Source organism: Streptomyces sp. NPDC051219 (assembly GCF_040682335.1).
Lineage (GTDB): Bacteria > Actinomycetota > Actinomycetes > Streptomycetales > Streptomycetaceae > Streptomyces.
The window spans coordinates 88637-109063 of the sequence record NZ_JBFBAS010000024.1; the positions used below are offsets into that span (position 1 = coordinate 88637).

Annotated in this window: 15 protein-coding genes, 1 tRNA gene and 1 pseudogene; 8 read left to right on the forward strand and 9 right to left on the reverse strand. The window is 68.7% G+C overall.

Translation table 11 applies throughout. The annotated features are described in order from the left end of the window. Positions 1-159: 159 nt before the first annotated feature. Together AB0M62_RS24625 and AB0M62_RS24630 are read left to right on the forward strand one after the other, a co-directional pair. A complete protein-coding gene (locus AB0M62_RS24625) occupies positions 160-3969 on the forward strand; it encodes a S8 family serine peptidase (protein ID WP_366076446.1) in 3810 nt (1269 codons plus the stop codon). A gap of 1199 nt (positions 3970-5168) precedes the next feature. Beyond that, positions 5169-5675 carry a cupin domain-containing protein gene (locus tag AB0M62_RS24630; protein WP_366076447.1) on the forward strand — a complete coding sequence of 169 codons (507 nt, stop codon included), beginning with the start codon at positions 5169-5171 and terminating at the stop codon, positions 5673-5675. Between the two features lie 176 nt (positions 5676-5851). Here the strand turns inward: AB0M62_RS24630 and AB0M62_RS24635 are convergent. The 4 genes and pseudogenes from AB0M62_RS24635 to AB0M62_RS24650 all read right to left on the reverse strand — a co-directional run. Next, positions 5852-6012 (reverse strand): annotated as a pseudogene (locus AB0M62_RS24635) (integrase core domain-containing protein); the annotation flags it as partial. 487 nt (positions 6013-6499) lie between these two features. After that, entirely contained in the window at positions 6500-6808 is a 309-nt protein-coding gene (locus AB0M62_RS24640) for an SCO5918 family protein (RefSeq protein WP_366076448.1), read from the reverse strand. 42 nt (positions 6809-6850) lie between these two features. Beyond that, a complete protein-coding gene (locus AB0M62_RS24645; protein WP_366076449.1) occupies positions 6851-8341 on the reverse strand; it encodes a DEAD/DEAH box helicase in 1491 nt (496 codons plus the stop codon). A gap of 365 nt (positions 8342-8706) precedes the next feature. Beyond that, positions 8707-8910: a cold-shock protein gene (locus AB0M62_RS24650; protein ID WP_014061102.1), complete on the reverse strand. Its 204-nt coding sequence runs from the start codon at positions 8908-8910 to the stop codon at positions 8707-8709. A gap of 494 nt (positions 8911-9404) precedes the next feature. Between AB0M62_RS24650 and AB0M62_RS24655 the strand changes: the two genes are divergently transcribed. Both AB0M62_RS24655 and AB0M62_RS24660 read left to right on the forward strand, forming a co-directional pair. Then, positions 9405-9716, forward strand: coding sequence for a trypco2 family protein (locus tag AB0M62_RS24655; protein ID WP_366076450.1), 312 nt, complete (start codon positions 9405-9407; stop codon positions 9714-9716). Further along, positions 9706-12681, forward strand: a complete 2976-nt coding sequence (locus AB0M62_RS24660) for a tetratricopeptide repeat-containing serine protease family protein (RefSeq protein ID WP_366076451.1) — start codon at positions 9706-9708, stop codon at positions 12679-12681. Before AB0M62_RS24655 ends, AB0M62_RS24660 begins: the two co-directional genes overlap by 11 nt. A gap of 200 nt (positions 12682-12881) precedes the next feature. On the opposite strand, the gene AB0M62_RS24665 is transcribed toward AB0M62_RS24660, so the two are convergent. Then, positions 12882-13307, reverse strand: coding sequence for an OsmC family peroxiredoxin (locus AB0M62_RS24665; protein WP_366076452.1), 426 nt, complete (start codon positions 13305-13307; stop codon positions 12882-12884). Between the two features lie 364 nt (positions 13308-13671). On the opposite strand from AB0M62_RS24665, the gene AB0M62_RS24670 reads away from it, so the two are divergent. Further along, a complete protein-coding gene (locus AB0M62_RS24670) occupies positions 13672-14175 on the forward strand; it encodes an SseB family protein (RefSeq protein ID WP_366076453.1) in 504 nt (167 codons plus the stop codon). 327 nt (positions 14176-14502) lie between these two features. On the opposite strand, the gene AB0M62_RS24675 is transcribed toward AB0M62_RS24670, so the two are convergent. After that, positions 14503-14694 carry a hypothetical protein gene (locus AB0M62_RS24675; protein ID WP_366076454.1) on the reverse strand — a complete coding sequence of 64 codons (192 nt, stop codon included), beginning with the start codon at positions 14692-14694 and terminating at the stop codon, positions 14503-14505. Between the two features lie 170 nt (positions 14695-14864). Here AB0M62_RS24675 and AB0M62_RS24680 point away from each other — a divergent pair, with 170 nt between their 5' ends. After that, on the forward strand, positions 14865-15998 hold the full coding sequence (locus AB0M62_RS24680) for a glutathione-independent formaldehyde dehydrogenase (RefSeq protein WP_366076455.1): 1134 nt from the start codon (positions 14865-14867) through the stop codon (positions 15996-15998). 154 nt (positions 15999-16152) lie between these two features. Here AB0M62_RS24680 and AB0M62_RS24685 read toward each other — a convergent pair. From AB0M62_RS24685 to AB0M62_RS24695, 3 genes are all read right to left on the reverse strand, one after another. Next, positions 16153-16226 (reverse strand) — tRNA-Met (locus AB0M62_RS24685). Between the two features lie 376 nt (positions 16227-16602). Then, a complete protein-coding gene (gdhA, locus tag AB0M62_RS24690) occupies positions 16603-17964 on the reverse strand; it encodes an NADP-specific glutamate dehydrogenase (RefSeq protein ID WP_366076456.1) in 1362 nt (453 codons plus the stop codon). Positions 17965-18205: 241 nt separating this feature from the next. Continuing rightward, complete coding sequence (locus AB0M62_RS24695; RefSeq protein WP_366076457.1) at positions 18206-18910, reverse strand: ScbR family autoregulator-binding transcription factor; 705 nt, start codon at positions 18908-18910, stop codon at positions 18206-18208. A 403-nt stretch (positions 18911-19313) separates the two neighbouring features. Between AB0M62_RS24695 and AB0M62_RS24700 the strand changes: the two genes are divergently transcribed. Together AB0M62_RS24700 and AB0M62_RS24705 are read left to right on the forward strand one after the other, a co-directional pair. Further along, positions 19314-20084, forward strand: a complete 771-nt coding sequence (locus AB0M62_RS24700; protein ID WP_366076458.1) for a response regulator transcription factor — start codon at positions 19314-19316, stop codon at positions 20082-20084. A gap of 265 nt (positions 20085-20349) precedes the next feature. Beyond that, positions 20350-20427 (forward strand): biotin carboxylase N-terminal domain-containing protein (locus AB0M62_RS24705; RefSeq protein ID WP_366076464.1); only part of this gene is annotated, 78 nt, incomplete at its 3' end.

Genomic DNA, 20427 nt, shown 5'->3' on the forward strand with positions numbered 1-20427 from the left:
GTGCCATGTCTAACTTGCGCCAAGATTCATGATGGCTGACCGCGAGTCAAGGTAAGAGGATGCTCTGGTACCTGACTTCTCGTAAAACGGAGAAGATTCAAATTGCCTTTCATATCCTCTCATAGAGCGAGGCTGGCGGCGCTCGGCGTCACAGTGCTCATGCTGCCCATCTCGGCCACGACATCCGCAGGCGCGCAGCCCACACCGCCGGTCGGAAGCAAGGCGTCGACCAGTGTGTTCGGTCCGGCTGCCGAGGCGGCGGCGCAGTCCAGCCCCCGTACCGTCACCCTGATCACCGGTGACAAGGCTGTGGTCACCCCCGCCGCCGGAGGCGCCGGCACCGTGTCGGTGTCCGGCCCGCATGGTGAGCCGATCGCGGCGAAGACCGCCAGAGTCGGCAAAGACGTGTATGTGTATCCCGAGTCAGCCGCTCCGTATGTCTCCGCCGGGCTCCTCGACAAGGAGCTTTTCAACGTTACCCAGTTGGTGACCGACGGATACGACGACGCCCAGGTGAACCGGCTGCCGCTCATCGTCACCTACGCCAGCGCTGCCGCTGCCCGCAAGCAGGGCGCGACGCCGCGGGGATCGACCAGGATTCGCTCCCTTTCCAGCATCGACGGTGCTGCCATCGCCGAGGACCGCGACACGGCGACCGAGTTCTGGTCGGCGATCACCTCCGGCGTGAACGCATCCGCGCTGCCCCCCAGTGACACCCTCCTCACCTCCCCCGCACCCAAGCCCACCCTGGCCGGCGGCATTTCCAAGATCTGGCTGGACGGCAAGGTCGAGGCGACCCTCGCCGACTCGACCGCGCAGATCGGTGCACCCGAGGCATGGGCCGGCGGCAACACCGGCCAGGGCGTGGACGTCGCCGTGCTGGACACCGGCATCGACGACAGTCACCCCGACCTGGTCGGCCAGATCGCCGAGGCGACCAGCTTCGTACAGGACTCGGACCCCGGCGGCGGTGATGGTCCCCAGGGACAGGCGACCGCCGAAACGGATGCCGTGGATCGCCAAGGACACGGCACCCACGTGGCTTCCACCATTGCCGGTACCGGCGCGGCCTCCGGCGGCAAGGAGAAGGGTGTCGCCCCTGGCGTTCGGCTGCACGTGGGCAAGGTTCTCAACGACGAAGGCCAGGGATACCAATCCTGGATCCTGGCCGGTATGGAGTGGGCCGCCCGGGACGCGGGCGCCAAGGTCATCAGCATGAGCCTGGGTGGGGGCGCATCCGACGGGTCCGACCCGCTGAGCCAGGCCGTCAACCAGCTCAGTGCCGAGACCGGCGCGCTGTTCACCATCGCCGCGGGCAACTCGGGCCCGAAGGCGAAGACGGTCGCCACGCCGGGCGCCGCGGACGCGGCGCTGACCGTCGGTGCCGTGGACCGCAACGACAAGCTGGCCGACTTCTCCAGCCGCGGCCCGCGCTGGGGTGACAGCGCGGTCAAACCCGAGATCACCGCTCCCGGTGTCGGCATTCTCGCCGCCCTCTCGCGGCACGCCGGCGGAGGCGGTGACTATATGAAGTTGAGCGGCACCTCGATGGCGACTCCGCATGTCGCCGGAGCCGCCGCGCTGCTGGCCGCCGAGCACCCCGACTGGACCGGGCAGCAACTGAAGGACGCCCTGGTCAGCACCTCCAAGCCGACCCCGCAATACACCGCCTTCCAGGCAGGGGCCGGCCGGGTCGACGCCGCGGCGGCAACCAAGACCACGCTGTTCGCCACCGGCACGGTCGCTCTGGGCGAGCACGCCTGGCCCGCCGAGCCCGGCACGAAAGTCAGCAAGACGGTGACGTACACCAACACCGGCGACGCCCCGGTGGCATTGGACCTCGCGGTCTCGTCGTCGAAGGCCCCGACCGGCCTGTTCACCCTGTCGCAGGACAAGGTCACCGTCCCGGCGCACGGCACCAGCACGGTGACCGTGACCGCGAACGTCGACAAGTCAGCCGCCGGAAAGGGTTACGACGCACGTATCGACGCCTCGGCGGCGGGCACCCGCCTCGCCCATACTGCCGTCGGCTTCGCCACCGCCAACCAGACCTTCAAGCTCACGGTCGTACCCAAGGACCGGTCGGGCGAGATCTACAAGAACATCGGAACCCTGACGGGGGTCTCCGACCAGGAATCCCACCCCTACCTGAGCGATTGGAGTATCGACTTCGAGGACTGGAACAACCCCGGCGTCTTCACCCTTGAACTGCCCGCCGGCACCTGGTCGCTGGCCTACTGGATGCAGGTCCAGGGCGCTCAGGGTCCGCAGTCCCGCGGACGCGCCCTGCTCACAGCGCCGCAGATCGAGCTCGACCGTGACACCACCGTCGAGTTCGACGCCACCAAGGCTCGCCAGATGAAGCTGCTGACGCCCCGGGAGTCTGAGACGACCGCGCTCCGGGTCGACTACAAGCGGACCTTCTCCGGCGTGAGCGAACAGTACTGGTCCTTCCTCCCGGCGCGCACGGAGAACAGCATCTGGGCAGTGCCGACCGCGAAGGTCACCGACGGAACCCTCGAAGTCCGCACCCGTTGGCGCAATGAGCAGCCCGCGCTGAAGATCTCCGCGGGTGGCGAGACCTACCGCGACCTGCTGGTGCGGCGCGGGACGAAGCCCCTGTCCAAGGGGTCACACCGGATGGCGGCCGTGCACGTGGGGCAGGGCGCCGAGGCGGACTACGAGGGGCGTGACGTCCGCGGCAAGGCCGTCGTGGTCGACCGCAACGACACGGTTCCGCTGTCCTCCCAGGCCGAAGCCGCAGCTGCAGCCGGTGCCGGGCTGCTGCTCGTCGTCAACGACGGCCCCGGCCGCGTGGAGCCGCTGGCCTTCGACAGTATCGCGCCGCTGACCATCGCGACGCTGGACTACGAGGAAGGCCGCCGCCTGATCTCCCAGGTCACCAAGGCCGGGAAGTCACTGCAGGTGCATTCCAACCCGACCACCGAGTACCTGTACGACGTGGTAGGGAAATACCACAACAAGATCCCGGCAGATCTCGCTTACCGCCCGCGTACCAGCGACCTCGCCCGGGTCGACATGTCCTTCCGCAACTACCGCCCAGCCCAGGCGACGGACTTCCGCTACGACGTGTGGCCGGAAAACGGTTGGTGGGCCGTCGGGTGGCCGGAGCTTCCGGGTCAGGGCCAAGGCAATCGCACCGACTACGTGTCCCCCGATGTGAAGTACCGGGAGAGCGCGATGGTAATCGGCGAGACCCGGGTCATCGCCGCGGACAAGCACTACAGTGCGGGAAGCCGCACGGCGCAGAACTGGTTCTCCCCGATCCAGCGGCCGCGCGTCTCGTACGGCAGCTCGATGCTGGGCCGCTTCAGCAACTTCATGACTGCGTGGGTCAGCGCCGGATGGGGCGACGCGGGCGCCGACCGCGCGGGATACACAAACCACCCGGGCGTCCAGGCGAGCACCTCGATCTACCAGGGCGACACCCTGCTCGAGCAGGCGCCCACCTATTGGGCCACCGCGGTGGGACTGAAGCCCGAGCGACTTCCGTACCGGATCGTCTCGGAACAGTCCCGGGGCACCTGGGCCAGCCCCTACTCCCCCAGCACCCGGACGGTCTGGGACTTCACCTCGGCGGCGGGTGCGCCGCACGACATGGAGCCCCTGCCGCTGGTCCAGCTGGACTACGACGTCGACACGGACTTCTCGGGCAAGGCGCACCGCGGTGCAAAGTTCACCGTCAAGCCGGCCATGCCGGGCCAGTGGCCGACCGCGTACGCGGAGCTGCCCCCGGTCGCCTTCCAGAACGTGACCCTGCAGTTGTCCTACGACGACGGCGCCACCTGGCATCGGGCGTCCTTGAAGCGGACCTCCGACGGCCGCGGCTGGCGGACGGAGCTGGACGCCCCCAAGGGAGCCCGGTACGTCACCCTGAAGGCAGGCGCTCGTGACGCCGACGGCAATGCCGTGGAGCAAATCATCACCCGTGCCTTCGGCCTGAAGTGACGTCAGCGCACCTCCGCTGAGAGCGGAGCGAAGTCTGGGGCGGGACCATGTCACGGTCCCGCCCCCGTTCGATGGGCCGGCACGACCGGCTGCCATGGCGTCGCTCCCGGGACTGGGCGACGATGATGGCGAGCGACCAGGTCACGGTGCCAGCGCAGGACCGTGTCCGGCCGATGTCAGAGACCTTTCATCCGCCAGTTTCGTGTCGCCGAGGGCACCGGCTACGACGCCTCACTTCAACCAAGTGCCTCGGCCGCAGGTCCACCCTGACTGCCCGAGGACGGGCGGCGGAGTGTTCCCTTCCGGTGAATGCACGGGGACGAAGCCGCACGGACTCCGAGCCAGGCCACTAAGCAGCAGGCCCGAGCTGTGATCACAGCGAACTGGACCACTCTCTTCTAAGCGCTTGGCCGCAGGTTCGAGTCCTGCCGGGGGCACTCTTTCTGTCGGCGTTCAGCCCTCCCTCGCGGAGGGCCTTTTTGCTGGTCACAGCGGTAGTGCGGCGCAGAAACGACCACCGGACCTCACCCGATTAATCACGGAAACGGTCCGGCGAAGGCCGGCTGTCACCGGGTTTCTGCGGTGGCTCTGTCGAATACGTGTCGAAGTTCTGCCGGGCGGCGGCTCAACCGCCCCCCGTCAGGCAGGGCAGGTCTCCCCCGGCCTCGATGCGCTTCTGATGAGCCTTGAGCTGACCCGAGATGCAGCGGGCGTAGGGGGGCAAACAGCACCGGCACGCGCGGACGGAGCCTCACTGCGGCGGTTGGTTGAACGCGGCCTCGCGCAGCGCGGTCCGGACATCGACGGGCCGGAACCTGGCTGGCAGCGTGTGCCCAGAAGGGCGATGGTTGCCGTCATGAGCGCTTCGGCCACCTTCTTCCGGTTGTTGCCAGAAGTTCGCCGCCATTGGACGTCGGTGAACTGAGCTGCGAAGTCGTACCAGTTCACGGCGCTCGCCCCAGACTTATGCGTGATCCTCTGCATGCCTCTGTCCGCAGCGGCAGCGTCCGGTGTCGGGGCGGCGAGTCCTGGACCACCTGCACACCCTCAGCCGTGCCCGTTGAGTCTGCCTCCGCCAACGCTACTGACGGATCTGCGATGCGGACGCCCGGGATGATCGGGGTGGACCTGCCGGGCACCTCCCGGGAACCCGGCATAGGGTGGGATGAGACGGTGAAAACGACACCCGGGAGGCCGTTATGAGGGCTCTCCGCTTCGTGATCGAACCGGACGAGGGCAAGTCGATCTGGCTCGGGGGCATAGGGGTCGACTTCAAGGTCTGGGGCGAGGAGACCGGCAACCAGTTCTCGATCGTCGAGCACCCGATTGAGCCGGGCCGTCTCATACCGCCACACATACACAGCCGCGAGGACGAGTTCTCATATGTCCTGCAGGGCCGGGTCGGTGCACGGGTAGGCGACCAGGAGGCCACGGCAGGCCCGGGCTCGTACATCCTCAAGCCGCGAGGGATCCTGCACACCTTCTGGAACGCCGGACCGGAACCGGCGAGGATCCTGGAGATCCTCTCCCCCGCCGGCTTCGAGCGGTTCTTCGACGAGTTGGGCACGGTCGCCGAAACGGCGGCCGGTCCTGCCGAGTTCATCCAGCGGCGCGCCGAGCTGGGCGAGCAGTACGGTCTCGGGTTCTCGGACGAATGGGTCGCAGAACTCACCGACAGGTACCGGCTCAAGCTCCTCGGCGAATAGCTGCCCCCCACCCACCCGGCCAGTGACACGGAACGGTCACCTGCCCGGGCCCCTCCTTGCACACCCGCAGACGCGCACAGCCGAGGCAGGCGGCGTCAAGCTGAACCGCCCCGAGTTGGCTGGAGACTCGAGATGGTTACTGTGACCTGGGATTTCGTGGTGGTGCGGTAGTAGTGGAGTCGGCGGTGGTTGTACCAGTCGACCCACTCGGCGGTGGCGGGCTCGACGTGCGAGAGGGTTTCCAGGGCCGCTGCGGTTTGATGGCCTAGGTCTTGAACAGGCGGATCGTCGACTCGATCAGAGCGTTGTCGTACGCGTCACCGACCGAGCCGATCGACGCCGCGATCTGGCCTTGCCGAGCGCTCGGTGAGCTGAACGGCGTGTATTGGCTGCCGGCTCCGAGTGCGGCACCAGCTCACCCGGGGGGTGCGAACGGCCTTCGCGGTCCCGCTGCCACAGGCCCATGTCCACGCCACCCAGAACGAGTTGGGTCTGTTTCGACATGGACGCGGACCAGTCGACGAAACGGCGGGAAGGTGTCGTTCGACGGTGCACCGTGCCACCCGATGGCCTTGGCGGTTCATCTCGCGCCACATCTTTCCGGCGCGGGCAGGCGAGGTGCTGCCTCTGGATCGCGGGGACGGGCGGCACGTTGGGTCGTCTCGATCCAGGGCTCAGCGCTTGAACCATGGGCGACTTCAGCTACTCCGACCACTGAGCCACCACTACGACGGGAACCGGACGACACGCAATGAGGGCCCGACCGGCGCGCGCCGGTCGGGCCCTCATTGCTGTTCAGGTGTCGGCTCGCGTCTGCCCGTCGGTCAGACGGACACAGGAGTGCCGAGCATCGCGGAAGCTCGCTTGAACGGGCTGAGGGCGCGCGCGGGTGCGGCCTCGGGGAGGGTGCGGCAGGTGAAGCCGAGGAGGGCCATGGCCCGGAGGACTTCGCCGGCGGTGAAATCCCTGCGGTCTTGGCGGGTGATGATCTCACCCGCTTGTTTGACGGGGTACTGGCGGCGACCGATGATCACGGACTCACCGGTGACCGGCTCGGGCTTGACGCCCTTCATCGATTGCAGCACGCCGCTCTTGGTCAGGTCGAACGGGAACCGGGCGATGACACAGCGCATGAGGCCTCACAGGGAGAAGGGGAGAGCGGTGCGACCGGGGTTCTAGGCCGCCGCGTCGAATGCGGACTGCCGCTGGGCGGTACGGCGCGTTGACTGCGAGGGGCGGCCGCGCCGAGGGCGGGAGGCGGCACTCCGCTTGGGGCGCTCAGTCACCGGTGCCGTGATGACGACCGGGACGCCTGAGGGGGCCTGCGCGCCGGTGATGCGGTTCAGTTCGGCCTCGCCGGAGCGGACCTGGGTGATCTGCGGGCGGATCCCGGCGTCCGACATGAGGCGGACCATGTCGCGGCGCTGATTCGGGGTGACCAGGGTGACGACGGTACCGGACTCGCCTGCGCGGGCCGTACGGCCGCCGCGGTGGAGGTAGTCCTTATGGTCGGCCGGCGGGTCGACGTTGACGACGAGCCCGAGGTTGTCGACGTGAATCCCGCGGGCGGCAACGTTCGTGGCGACCAGCACGGTGACGTGCCCGGTCTTGAACTGCGCCAGCGTGCGGGTGCGCTGCGGCTGCGACTTCCCGCCGTGCAGTGCGGCGGCCCGTACACCGCTGTTGAGCAGGTCCTGGGTCAGCCGGTCGACGGCGTGCTTGGTGTCCAGGAACATGATCACGCGGCCGTCGCGGGCCGCGATCTCGGTCGTGGTGGCGTGCTTGTCGGCGCCGTGGACGTGCAGCACGTGGTGCTCCATCGTCGTGACCGCACCGGCAGAGGGGTCCACCGAGTGGACGACGGGGTCGGTCAGGTAGCGGCGGACCAGCAGGTCGACGTTACGGTCCAAGGTGGCGGAGAACAACATCCGCTGCCCCTCCGGACGGACCTGGTCGAGCAGCGCGGTGACCTGCGGCATGAAGCCCATGTCGGCCATCTGGTCGGCCTCGTCCAGCACGGTGATGCCCACCTGGTGCAGCCGGCACTCGCCACGGTCGATGAGGTCCTTGAGCCGCCCCGGGGTCGCGACGACGACCTCGGCCCCGCCTCGCAGCGCGCCGACCTGCTTGCCGATCGACATACCACCGACGACCGTGGCCATCCGCAGCTTGACGGAGCGGGCGTACGGAGTGAGCGCGTCGGTAACTTGCTGCGCCAGCTCACGGGTGGGGACGAGGATCAGGGCGAGCGGCTGCCGGGGCTCGGCGCGCTGACCGGCGGTACGCGCCAGCAGCGCCAGTCCGAAGGCCAGCGTCTTGCCCGAGCCGGTCCGCCCGCGGCCGAGTACGTCACGGCCCGCGAGGGTGTTGGGCAGGGTCGCGCCCTGGATCGGGAACGGTACGGTCACGCCCTCGGCACCGAGGGCGGCGAGCAGCTGCTCGGGCATGTCGAGACCGGCGAACGCCTCGACGGCGGGCAGCGCGGGGGTGACCGTCTTGGGGAGCGCGAACTCACCCTGCACCGAGGCGGGCCGGCGGCCGTAGCCGCCGGATCGGCTCGGCCCGCCGGAACGACTGGGGGTCGACGAGCCAATGCGGCTGCCCTGGCCGGCGCCGCCGCCCGTACGGGTGCGGGAGAAGCGGTCGTTCGTGCGTGTGCGGTTCATGCGGAACCTTCCTCGATGCGGCACGTATCAAGGAATTCCCGAAGCAGATGAGCAGCTCGGAGAATCGCGAGAACGAGCCAAACTGAAAGCGAACGCGGATCCGACCGGAAAGAGAAACAGCGGGTCAGTCGCCGAAATGTGCGGAGTGATCCGGGCGTCAGGGCCGGAGTTCCGGAGTGGAAGCTCATACGGAATATGCATCCGGAGCCGGGTGGGCCGTCCGCCGTGCGTTGAGACTGCGGATTCCGGGGTGCCTGCCGCGGCTGCAATCACCACGGGATGAGGGGGAAAGCTGTGCCCTCAAACGCAACGAGTCGGGGCCCGCACCCCAAGGTGCGGGCCCCGACTCGTACTACGCGTCAGCGTCAGGCGGGAACGATGTTCTCCGCCTGCGGGCCCTTCTGGCCCTGCGTGACGTCGAAGTTCACCTTCTGGCCTTCCTGAAGCTCACGGAAGCCCTGGGCGGCGATGTTCGAGTAGTGGGCGAACACGTCAGCGCCGCCACCGTCCTGCTCGATGAAGCCGAAACCCTTTTCCGCGTTGAACCACTTCACGGTGCCACTAGCCATGTCAAATCTCCTTCGGGGCAGTGCCCAGAGGCTCGCACTGTGCGAGCCTCGAGTCGCCGCGATGATCGCCCCGCCCGGAAAGCACCGGAAATACAAAAGCACTCCCAGCGGCGGGAAAGACCGCTGGGGGCACTTGGAGTTTTTGGGAACCACAACTGCAACTGAGATCAACAGTAGCACGGTGAGATTGGTTTGCGTGTTCAAATAGTCCACTCGGCCTGTTGTGTGAGATAACCTCACCGCGCGTTGCTTCAATTTCTTACTTCACGGCTACAGATAATGGTTCGCGCGCCATGACACAACGCCCGTTAAGGCACTGGTTGCCGCTGTGGACCCCGGACGCCCGCACCTTGTACCGCAAACTGCCGGTTCCGGCCCGGTGACGTGATTCGGGCATGGGCCCGGCAGGGTGGACGCGCCAGGGGGCTGATGGGTGATGATGTTGCCCTGCACAGTGGGTAGTTGATGAGAAAGAGTGCGTTGGGGGCCTGCTTGTGAACGATGCGGTCGAGTTGGCGGACATGATCGCGCAGCTGCGCAAGGAGCTGAGCCGGGCGATGTCGGCCGGTGAGGATGCCGATCTGCGGTTCAAGGCGGAGCGGGTGGAGCTGGAGTTGTCTGTGGGGGTGGAGCGGACTCATGAGCCGGGGGTGAAGGTCCGGTTCTGGGTGTTCGATGCCGGTGCGACGGCAAGGCGGTCGACCATGGTCACGCAGAAGCTCACGTTGACCTTGCAGCCGGTGCGTACGGACGCGCCGGACCAGATGGCGTTGATCTCCGGAGACGAGCTGCTCGGTGAGGACTGAGCGGGCGGCCGCGGGGGACGGACTGGACCCGCATCGCATCGCCGAGGTGATCGTCACCACGAGCGCCGGTGGCGGGCGGCGCGGGTCGGGGTACCGGGTCGGCGATACGGCGGTGCTGACCGCGTTCCATGTGGTGACGGGCGCCACCGGCGTGCAGGTGCGGTTCGACGCCGACCGGCCGGGCCAGTGGGTGGTGGCGGCGACGGTGACATGGTCGGACGCGGACACCGATGTGGCAGTGCTGACGTTCGCGCCGCCCTCGGGTGCCCCCTCGGTCGAACCCGCACGGTTCGGCTGGATCAGCGACGACCGTCATGCCGTCATAGGCGTGCACGCGGCGGGGTTCCCGCTGTGGAAGCAGCGACGCCGTCCCGACGGGCGGCAGTTCCGGGAGCTGCACCAGGCGGACGGGACCGTGGCGGCGCTGTCCAACCTGAGGACAGGAACGCTGGAGATCACGGTTCCGGTGGCGGCTGCCGACCCCGATCCGAAGGTGTCGCCGTGGTCGGGGATGTCGGGTGCCGCGGTGTGGGTCGGTTGCCACATAGTCGGGGTGGTCGCCGAGCACCACCGCTGGGAAGGGATGGGCCGGCTGACGGCGGCCCGCATCGACCACACTCTGCGCCGGGTCGGCGACCCGCTACGGGGAGAGCTGGCCGCGTTGTTGGCGATCGCCGACCCGCAAGCGCTGCCCGATGTGGGGTCCGGGCCGACCGGTAGTGAGGGCTCCCGGCCCGCGCAGGAAACTGCCAAGGTGATCGGGCTGCCGGTGACGCACGGGCTCGAGTTGTTCAAAAACCGTTCGGGCGTACGCGACTTGATCGGCCGCCACCTCTCCGATCCGGCCATCCGCATGGTGACCGTCACCGGACGTCGGGGCATCGGCAAGAGCGCGGTCGCGGCCAAGGTCATGGAGTTGCTGGAGCAGGGCGAGTGGCCCGGCCAAGTGCAGGCACCGGTGCCGTCGGGGCTGGTCAATCTGAGCACCCGTACGTCGGGGATCTCCCTGGAGCGCCTCTACTTCGACTGCGCCCACCTGCTCGGCACCGAGCGCGAGGCCCGTCTGCTGGACGTCTGGGCCACGAACCGCCCCGCACACGACAAGATCGGCGAGCTGTTCGCCGCGATGGGGGACCAGCTCTTCATCATCCTGCTGGACAACCTCGAAGACCTGCTTGAGGACGACGGTCGGCTCGACGACGAGGAATTCGCGATGTTCCTCGACTGCCTCTTCCGTGCCAGGTCCACGCCACGGCTGCTGGTCACGTCGCAGATTCCGCCACGGCTCGCGCCCGAGCTGCGGCGTTTCGCCGCGGAGGTCGAGGTGTCCGAAGGGCTGCCACCCACCGAGTCCGTGGCGCTGCTGCGCGAACTCGACCAGGACGGCAGCCTTGGGGTGGCGCAGCTGTCGGAGGAGCAACTGCTGCAGGCGACGGTCCACGTCCACGGGGTTCCACGCGCACTGGAACTGTTGGTGGGCGCGATGGCCGACGACACGCTGACCCTGCCGACGCTGCAGGAGGTGCTGGAGAATTTCACCCTGCGCGGCGACGTGGTCGCAGGCCTCGCGCATGACCGGTACCAGCGGCTCGGCGCCGAAAGCCGCGCCGTGCTGAACGTCCTCGCCGTGCTGCGGACGCCCGTGCGACGGGAGGCGATCGAATGGATCGTGGCCGGGCTCGATCCCGGGATCGACGTCGCGTCGGCCCTGTCCCATCTGCTACGGGTGCGCATGCTGTCGGTCGACAGAGCGAGCCGCACCTTCGCGCTGCACCCGATGGATGCCGACCTCGCGTACAGCGCGATGCCACGGGACGGCGTGCTGGGGCGGCAGTCCGTGGAGCGGCGGGCGGCCGACTGGTACGCGAGCATCGCCCCGGCCCGCTCGGACTGGCGGACCCTGGACGACGTCCAGCCGTACCGGCGCGAATTCGAGCACCGGGTGCGCGCAGGGGACCTGGACGATGCCGCTCTGGTCCTTGGCGCGGTCAGCGAGTGGTTGGTCTGGAAGGGCTCCGTGCTCGCGGCGATCTCGATGCATCTGACCATGGAGGGACAGTTGAGTGACGACCGGGCGCGTCTTGCCCACCTCATCGGCTTCGGTCACGCACGGCTCAGCGGAGGCCCGCTGGCGGACGCCGCCGACCTGTTCAGCGAGGCCGCCGACCTGGCGGAGCGCGTCGGTGACCGCCAGGCGCTGCAGAACGCCGTGTTCGGCCTCGGCGATGCCTATCGGCAGCTGGGCCGCCTCGACGCCGCGGTGGGCCCGCTGGCCAGGGCCGGCGACCTGGCGCACGAGAACGGCGACGCCGAAGGCGAGGTACACGCCATCCTGAGCCTCAGCCTGGCCCACAGCACCCTGGGCGACGGGGCGGCGGCTCTCGCCGGTGCCGACCGGCTGCACGGGCTCGCACGTACGTCGGGGGACCTGCTCACCGAGGCGCGTTCCTGGAACGCGCGCTTCACGGCCTTGCTGACCCTGGGCCACTGGGAGGAGACCATCGAGGCGGGCGACAGGGCCGTGCGCGTCTACCAGGACGCGGGCGTCCAGGAAGCGACCGACTACGCGCTGAACGCCAAGGGCGTTGCCCTCCTCGCGCTGGGGCGGGTGGCGGAGGCACTGACGTCACTGGAGGCGGCGCTCCAGGCGGCCTCGGAGATGGAGAATCCGCGCACCGAAGGAGTCTGCCTCTACAACACGGCGTGGGCGTACTGGACCGACGGCCAGTACGGGCAGTCGGCCGAGGCAGCCGAGCGGGCGGCCGTGTCGCTGCAGCTCGCCGGGTCGCCGGAGAAGGCGGCGGCGCAGGCGCTGGCCGAGGCGGCCCACGCCCGGGCGGTGCCGGACCCGCAGGCGGCTGCCGAAGCGCTGATCCGGGCCGCCGACGGCGTGGGACGCAATGTCGAGATGGTCAGGCCGGCCTGGCTCACCCAGGAGGCGGGGGGGCTGCGCGGCGAGGCCTGACGCGCGCGCCCGGAGCCCGGGCGAGGCCGGGCGGGTCTGAAGCGCCGCGTCCCCGGAGCCCGGGCACGTTCACTGCCTCGCGTTCACTGCCTCGCGATCACTGCCTCGCGTTCACGCACTCGCGTTCACGCACCCGCGTTCCTCGGGGTTGTCGCCGCCGCCCCAACCCCTCGGGCGACGGCGCCACGCGCCCGCGGGTGTCAGGCCAGGGTGGAGGAGAGCGTGATCGTCGTGCCCGTGAGTGCTTGGCTCACCGGGCAATTGGCCTTCGCGTCCTCGGCCGCAGCCTTGAACGCGGCCTCATCGACACCCGGCACCTGGCCCTCCACCGTGAGGTGGATTCCGGTGATTCCCGTGCCCGGCTCGAATGTGACCGCGGCCTTCGTCGTGAGCAGCGTCGGTGGATTTCCTGCCTTGGTGAGAGCGTTCGCCAGAGCCATCGAGAAGCAGCTGGAGTGGGCGGCGGCGATCAGCTCCTCGGGGCTGGTCTTCCCGCGAGGCTCCTCGGCGCGAGAAACCCAGGTCACGGGGAAGTGGCCGACTCCCGAGGAGTCGAGCGTGACCTCCCCCAAGCCCTTGAGCAGATCGCCTTCCCACTCGGTGTGAGCGTTGCGCGTGGTGGCCACGGTAGATCCCTCCTGTGTACGGATGACATCTCCCCGATCGTCCGCCCTGCCACGGCCGGACCGGGCTTGCGACGCGCCGTACCGCACGACTCGCCGGTCCTCGGTCCGAAGGGAGCCGTCGCCGGACCAGGTCGCTCGATCCGTTCGCGAGGGTCGGTCCGGGACCCGCCTCCAGGTGCGCACCACCGATTTCCTGATCGAGAACGTGGATGTCACTCACAACGTCGGGCGGCATAGCCTTGGTGGTATTGCCACGCTTGCCCCGGCCCCGTGCCGCTGGGCGGCATCCCGCGGCGACTGCGGCAACCCTTGTCCACCCGTGTCGAGCGGGTGGCCGGTAGCAACGCCGACGTGAGGACAAGACATGAGCACCCCGACGCCCGACGAACACACGCCCCCGACCGAGGCGCCTCCCAACGGGTCAGCCCGGTCCGCGGCGGAGGCGGCGGAAACCCAGGCGGCAGCGGACGCGGCGGAAACCCAGGCCGCCCTGATCGATCTCGCGACCAGCGTGGCCCTGCTGCCGCAGGCGCCGCCGGCCGAGGGCGGGGAGGAGCGTCCCGAGGGCGCCATCGCTCTGCCGGTGATCGAGCAGGAGGGCAATCGATACATCCCTGTCTTCACCACAGAGGAGGCGCTGGTGGCGGCCGGGGGCGACCCCGATACCGCGCTCCGCGTCCTCGTCGCCGAGCTGGCCGCGAACTGGCCGGCGGACGACCTGTGGCTGGCGGTCAACCCCTCCACCGACCAGGGCCTGGCCCTTCCCCCCGACATGGTCCGGGCGCTGCCCGTCTTCGCGCAACGCAATGGCCAGGGCGGCCCGTCGGGAGGGGGCGCCGGAGAACCCGGCCCGACGCCAGGCGAATGACCCGACCCGAGAGGCCGTACCACCGGTACGTGGCGCGGCAGCGGATCCGGGGGTGACCGTCTGCTCACTCGACCCGGTTGTCGCCAAGTGCCGGCCAGAGCAGGGCCTTTACCCGCCGACCGTCGTCACGGGCACTGCTGAGCCGTTGGTTGGGCCGCGATGACGCCCGGCTACCGGCCTTCGTCGGGCCCACAACTACGGCTGCGGGTTGCCGTGATCGATCATGTACTCGGCGCGCGGGCGCGCCACGTGCGCCCGGGCGAGACCGTGGCAGGTACCGCCGGCACCTCGCAGATCAGAGGCGTGGCCGGCGAAGCCACGGGCACATCAACGGTCGGCGATGTCCTCGCGGAGGCCGTCGGAGAACTCCCACCACGACAGGGGGAGCCAGTCGCCGTTCACAAACGCATCGACAGTCGCGCCGCGACCGCGGACAGTAACCGTTGTCCCTGCGGGATACGAGGTGCCGGACAGGCCAGGCACTGGGACGAGCAGGGTCCCGAGCCGCTGTGCAGCCATGTGTCTGCCTTCCTTTCCGTTTCTCGACGGTGGTGCGATATCCGGTCGGATATTCCTCCTGACCTTACCGGCTTGCCCCCTCCAGCAGGCCGGAGAATCATGAGATATGGGTCACGCGAAAAGGCGGGGGAATCACGCGTGCCCATCCCCGAGCAGGAGGTGGCAACAAAATGAAAGCCGTTGTCTACAAGGGACCGTTCACAGTGGCGGTCGAGGATGTCGACAAGCCCAGCATCCAACACCCGAACGATGTGATCGTACGGATCACCTCCACCGCGATCTGTGGTTCGGACCTGCACATGTACGAAGGACGTACAGCGGCCGAGCCAGGCATCGTCTTCGGTCACGAGAACATGGGAATCATCGAGGAGCTCGGCCAGGGCGTCACCTCCCTCAAGGAGGGCGACCGTGTGGTCATGCCCTTCAATGTCGCGTGCGGGTTCTGCACCAATTGCGTCGAGGGGTTCACCGGCTTCTGTCAGACCGTCAATCCGGGATTCGCAGGCGGCGCTTACGGCTATGTCGCCATGGGACCCTGGCCGGGCGGCCAGGCGGAATTCCTCCGGGTTCCCTACGCCGACTTCAACTGCCTGAAGCTGCCGCAGGGAAACGAGAACGAGAACGACTTCATGCTGCTCGCCGACATCTTCCCCACCGGCTACCACGGCTGTGAACTCGCCCAGGTCCGCCCGGGCGAGAGCGTCGCGGTGTACGGCGGCGGGCCGGTCGGGCTCATGGCCGCGTACTCGGCTCTGCTCCGCGGCGCGAGCAAGGTCTTCGTCGTGGACCGGGTTCCCGAGCGGCTGGAGAAGGCCCGGGAGATCGGCGCAATGCCGATCAACTTCGCCGAGGGCGACCCGGTGCAGCAGATCAAGGACCAGACGGAGGGTGTCGGCACGGACAAGGGCGTGGACGCCGTCGGCTACCAAGCGATGGCCCGCGGAGAGGACCGCGAGGAACCGGCGACCGTTCTGAACTCGCTCGTCGGCACGGTCCGGCCCACCGGTGCCCTCGGCATCCCCGGCCTGTACGTCCCCGCCGACCCGGGAGGCCCCGACGAGCAGGCCAAGAAGGGCATGCTCCTGGTGTCGATCGGCAAGCTCTTCGAGAAGGGCCTGCGGGTGGGTACGGGGCAGTGCAACGTGAAGCGCTACAACCGCTACCTGCGCGACATGATCATCGAGGGCCGGGCGAAGCCGAGCTTCGTCGTCTCGCACGAACTACCGCTGGACCAGGCCCCGTCGGCGTACGACAAGTTCGACAAGCGCGTCGAGGGTTACACGAAGGTCATCCTGCATCCGTAGGCAGGCCCGCCGGCCCGGCCCCGTGCCGCTACGACGGGGCCGGGCCCGCCCGGTGGTGCCAAGCGGAGCCCCCGGCGGCCGGCCGGAGCCGCGGCCGTCGGGGCAGGGACGCGGAAGAGGCCCGGATCCAGCGGATCCGGGCCTCTTCCCGCAGTAGCGGGGACAGGATTTGAACCTGCGACCTCTGGGTTATGAGCCCAGCGAGCTACCGAGCTGCTCCACCCCGCGTCGATGGACACAACCCTACGTCACTCCGGAGCGGGCCAGAACCACACTCGCTGCGGGGTGACGCAGGGGGGATCGGTTCAGGCGTTGGGACGCTTGCCGTGGTTCGCCTTCTTCTTCCTACGGGCCCGTCGCTTGTTGCCTCGCTTGGCCATGGTGCATATCTCCCTCATCTGGGACTTTCCAGGCTTTCGACAGTCTAGAGTCGGCCTGTGGGGTCCGCATCACCGGTTCCGCCGAGATACCGCTCCGCCGCTCCGATCATCTGGGTGGCGGCCAGCTGCCGGTAGAGATCGTCCTGGCGCACAACACGCGTTCGCGCCCGCCTCACTGCCCGCCCCTGTCCCGTTCGTGCGGTGTTCCAGGGGCGGGCGCGAGATCAGATCAGTCCCTGGGCCAGCATGGCGTCCGCGACGCGTTCGAAGCCGGCGATGTTCGCTCCGCTGACGTAGTCGCCTGGCCTGCCGTAGCGTTCCGCCGTCGCGCACACGGTGTCGTGAATGCCGCGCATCACCTGGGACAGTTCCTCCTCGACCCTGACCGCCGACCAGCTGTCGCGGCCCGCGTTCTGGCTCATCTCAAGGGCGCTGGTCGCCACGCCGCCCGCGTTCGCGGCTTTCCCCGGACCGAAGGCGACACCCGCCTCGCGCAGAACACGGATCGCCGCCGGCGTGGTCGGCATGTTCGCCCCCTCGGAGACGGCCTTGACACCGTTACGCACAAGGGTGCGGGCGTCCTCGGCGGTCAGTTCGTTCTGCGTCGCGGAGGGCAGTGCCACATCGGTGGGCACGTCCCAGACGCTGCCGCCCAGGATGTAGCGGGCGGAAGCCCCGCGCCGGGCCGCGTAGTCGCTCACCCGCCCGCGCTCGACCTCCTTGATCTGCTTGAGCAGGGACAGGTCGATGCCTTTCTCGTCGACGACATAGCCGGCGGAGTCGGAGACGGTGCGTACGTGGGCGCCGAGCGCCTGTGCCTTCTCGATGGTGTACAGGGCGACGTTGCCCGAGCCCGAGACGGTGACCTGCTGACCCTCCAGCTGCTCGCCGCGCATCTTCAGCATCTCGGCGGTGAAGAGCACGTTGCCGTACCCAGTGGCCTCGGTGCGTACGTGGGAGCCGCCCCAGGCGGTCCCCTTGCCGGTCAGTACGCCCGCCTCCCAGCGGTTGGTGATGCGCCGGTACTGGCCGAAGAGGTAGCCGATCTCCCGGCCGCCGACGCCGATGTCCCCGGCGGGGACGTCGGTGTGCTCGCCGATGTGGCGGTGGAGCTCCGTCATGAAGGACTGGCAGAAGCGCATGACTTCGGTGTCGGAGCGGCCGCGCGGGTCGAAATCGCTGCCTCCCTTGCCGCCGCCGATCCCGAGGCCGGTCAGGGCGTTCTTGAAGATCTGCTCGAAGCCGAGGAACTTCACGATGCCGAGATTGACGGAGGGGTGGAAGCGCAGTCCGCCCTTGTAGGGACCGAGTGCGCTGTTGAACTCCACGCGGAAGCCACGGCTGATGTGGATCTCCCCCCGGTCGTCCTGCCACGGCACCCGGAAGATGAGCTGCCGCTCCGGCTCGGCCATCCGCTCCACCAGCTTGGCCTCGCGGAATTCGGGGCGCAGGCCGATCACGGGTGCGAGCGTCTCCAGCACTTCGCGTACGGCCTGATGGAACTCCGGTTCACCGGGGTTGCGGCGCCGGACTGCCTCCTCCAGGTCTTCGAGCCAGGCGGTGGTGCTGAAGGCGCTGGATGGCATGAGGTGGACTCCATTCGTCGGCGGAGCGGTGAGGGTCCTGCGGTGTGCTGCCGTGTGCGGCTCACGTGAGAAACGTCGCCATCCACAGCGGAGACACGACGAACCGGCCGTCATGAGGGCCGTCCCGGTGTCGCTGCACTCGTACGTATACGTAGATCCGGCCGTCGATCGTCGATCACGCGCCCCCTTGCCCGGACCGCCGGCCCGGCGGCGGCCCGGCGTAGGTCCCTCACCCGGGGGCTCAGAACCGGGCAGTCGGTTCCGGTTCGCTGTACTGAGAAGCCCCGCAGACGCTCTCCGCCAAGAGGCCCATACCGGGGCCGGCCCCCGCCGCGTCGGCCCCGGCCGGGTTCAGGAGGGCGAGCGCCTCCGGAACGGCGAGCCGGGGCAGCATCAACTGCCAGAAGCCGGTCAGCGAATACGGGGACAGCCACTCGGGGTCACGCCGCCCGAGCACCTCGAACCCGGTGGTCGCTGCCACGATCGCCGCGGCCATGTCCTTGCGGGAGACGCCGTCGACAAGGGCACCCTCGTCGGCGGCCTCGTCCAGCAGTTCCCGCACGAAGCTCTGCCACTCGGCGCGAAGGTCCGGCTCCGCGATCCGGTCGCCGTCGCAGCTGAGCCGGAAGCCGGCCCGGGTCACCGCGTCCCGGCGCAGCAGATCCGCGAGGGCGTGCGAGGTGTCGGTGAGGGCCTGCAGGGCGGTGCTTTTCCTCCGGCGGATACGGCAGGACACGGCGCGCAGACTGCGAGACGCCTCCGCCGCCACGGCCGCCGCGACCGCGGCCTTGTTCTCGAAATGGAAGTGCAGCGCACCGGTGCTGACCCCCGCTCCGGAGCTGATCAGCGCCAGTCGCGCCTGCACGTATCCGTGCCGCTCGAACACGGCCGCCGCGGAGCGGATCAGCGCGCAGCGGGTGCGGGTCGCACGTTCCTGCTTGCTCAACGGAGCCTCCCCTCGGGGCGGGAGCGGGTGGGGGGGCGGCCCGTGCGAGGGGCCGCAGGAGTCGGGGACTCCTGACCAGGGCGGTGGGACTGCGTCATGGTAGATATCAAACCAACTTCCTGGTTTCATTTCCAGGGGGTGAACCCGTATGTGGCAAATGACCGGGGCGTTGCGTTCCGGTTAAGCCTTGGCCATAGTCTGGCGGCGCCCACCAGGGGCGACAGGGACGCGTACAATTCACCACGTTTACGCGGGAGTTGACCTGCCACAGCCCCAATGCGGGCCAAGTGCATGGGGCTGCAGATGGCTGTTTCCTCTTTGACAAACCGGCGCAGCGGTTTGTAATCTGCTTCCAAACGGTGGCTCGCGGCCCTCTGGGCCGCGTGAAGTGCAGGAGCAGTAGATGAAGCAGCCCAGTGGAAACCTTCTCGAAGCCCGCATACCGCGACAGGCAACGGCCCGCCTGCCCACGACACCCGGCCCAGGACCGGGACCGGGAGACGCGCGCACCGCGCTGCGTGTACTCGTCGTGGAGAACGAGCCACGCGCTGCCGAGTTTCTGGTCCTGGGCCTGCGCCGGCACGGATACGAGGCCGACAGTGTCGACACGGGCGCCAAGGCACTCCAGACACATCGCGATGCCGACCTGCTCCTGCTCGACCTGGACCTTCCCGATCTGGACGGACTCGAGGTCTGCCGGGGGATCAGGGCAGACTGCGAGACCCCGGTCATCGCGGTCACCGCCCGCGACACCGAGCTCGACCGGGTCCTCGGGCTGCAGGCCGGAGCGGACGACTACATGGTCAAGCCTTACGGGTTCCGTGAGTTGATGGCCCGCATCGAGGCCGTGATGCGCCGGGTGCGCCCGCAGCCGCAGACCTCTCAGGTCATCAGCAGCGGTCCGTTGCTGATCGACGCGCGCACCCGCGAGGTCCGCCTGCACGACCGTCCGGTCGAGGTGACCCGCAAGGAGTTCGACCTCCTGTACCTGCTCGCTTCCCAGCCCGAGAACGTCATCTCGCGCAAGCAGCTCATGACGCAGGTCTGGGACGACTCCTGGTCCCGGCCCGGCCGCACCATCGACACCCATGTCAGCAGCCTGCGCGGAAAGCTCGGATCAAGCAGCTGGATCATCACGGTCCGAGGCGTCGGATTCCGGTTCGGTCACGCCTGACCCCCGCCCGAGGGTGCGCGCGGCCCCGGGCCAGGGGGTCAGCTCCCCCGACAGTTCGGTGCCTCTGACAGGCCTCTGACCTCGGCGTCACCTTCCCCCGGCCGACTTTGCCCGCGCCGGGGGAAGTTCACCGAACCCTTGAAGGCTGCGCCTTGAACCAACGGTCCAGGCCGACGAGCCTGGCTATGAGTGCGCAGAGCACCGCTGTTCCGCCAGACGACAGAACGAGCCAACGAGCCAGGAGAAGTGAGCCATCGTGCGCAAGGTGCTCATCGCCAACCGAGGCGAAATCGCTGTCCGCGTTGCCCGGGCCTGCCGGGACGCCGGGATCGCGAGCGTAGCC

What these genes read in the sequence shown, in the direction of transcription:
- AB0M62_RS24625 (WP_366076446.1), top strand. Translation starts at nt 160, where the DNA reads ATGCTGCCCATCTCGGCCACGACATCCGCAGGCGCGCAGCCCACACCG.
- AB0M62_RS24630 (WP_366076447.1), top strand. Translation starts at nt 5,169, where the DNA reads ATGAGGGCTCTCCGCTTCGTGATCGAACCGGACGAGGGCAAGTCGATC.
- AB0M62_RS24640 (WP_366076448.1), bottom strand. Translation starts at nt 6,808, where the DNA reads ATGCGCTGTGTCATCGCCCGGTTCCCGTTCGACCTGACCAAGAGCGGC.
- AB0M62_RS24645 (WP_366076449.1), bottom strand. Translation starts at nt 8,341, where the DNA reads ATGAACCGCACACGCACGAACGACCGCTTCTCCCGCACCCGTACGGGC.
- AB0M62_RS24650 (WP_014061102.1), bottom strand. Translation starts at nt 8,910, where the DNA reads ATGGCTAGTGGCACCGTGAAGTGGTTCAACGCGGAAAAGGGTTTCGGC.
- AB0M62_RS24670 (WP_366076453.1), top strand. Translation starts at nt 13,672, where the DNA reads ATGAGCACCCCGACGCCCGACGAACACACGCCCCCGACCGAGGCGCCT.
- AB0M62_RS24675 (WP_366076454.1), bottom strand. Translation starts at nt 14,694, where the DNA reads ATGGCTGCACAGCGGCTCGGGACCCTGCTCGTCCCAGTGCCTGGCCTG.
- AB0M62_RS24680 (WP_366076455.1), top strand. Translation starts at nt 14,865, where the DNA reads ATGAAAGCCGTTGTCTACAAGGGACCGTTCACAGTGGCGGTCGAGGAT.
- gdhA (WP_366076456.1), bottom strand. Translation starts at nt 17,964, where the DNA reads ATGCCATCCAGCGCCTTCAGCACCACCGCCTGGCTCGAAGACCTGGAG.
- AB0M62_RS24700 (WP_366076458.1), top strand. Translation starts at nt 19,314, where the DNA reads ATGAAGCAGCCCAGTGGAAACCTTCTCGAAGCCCGCATACCGCGACAG.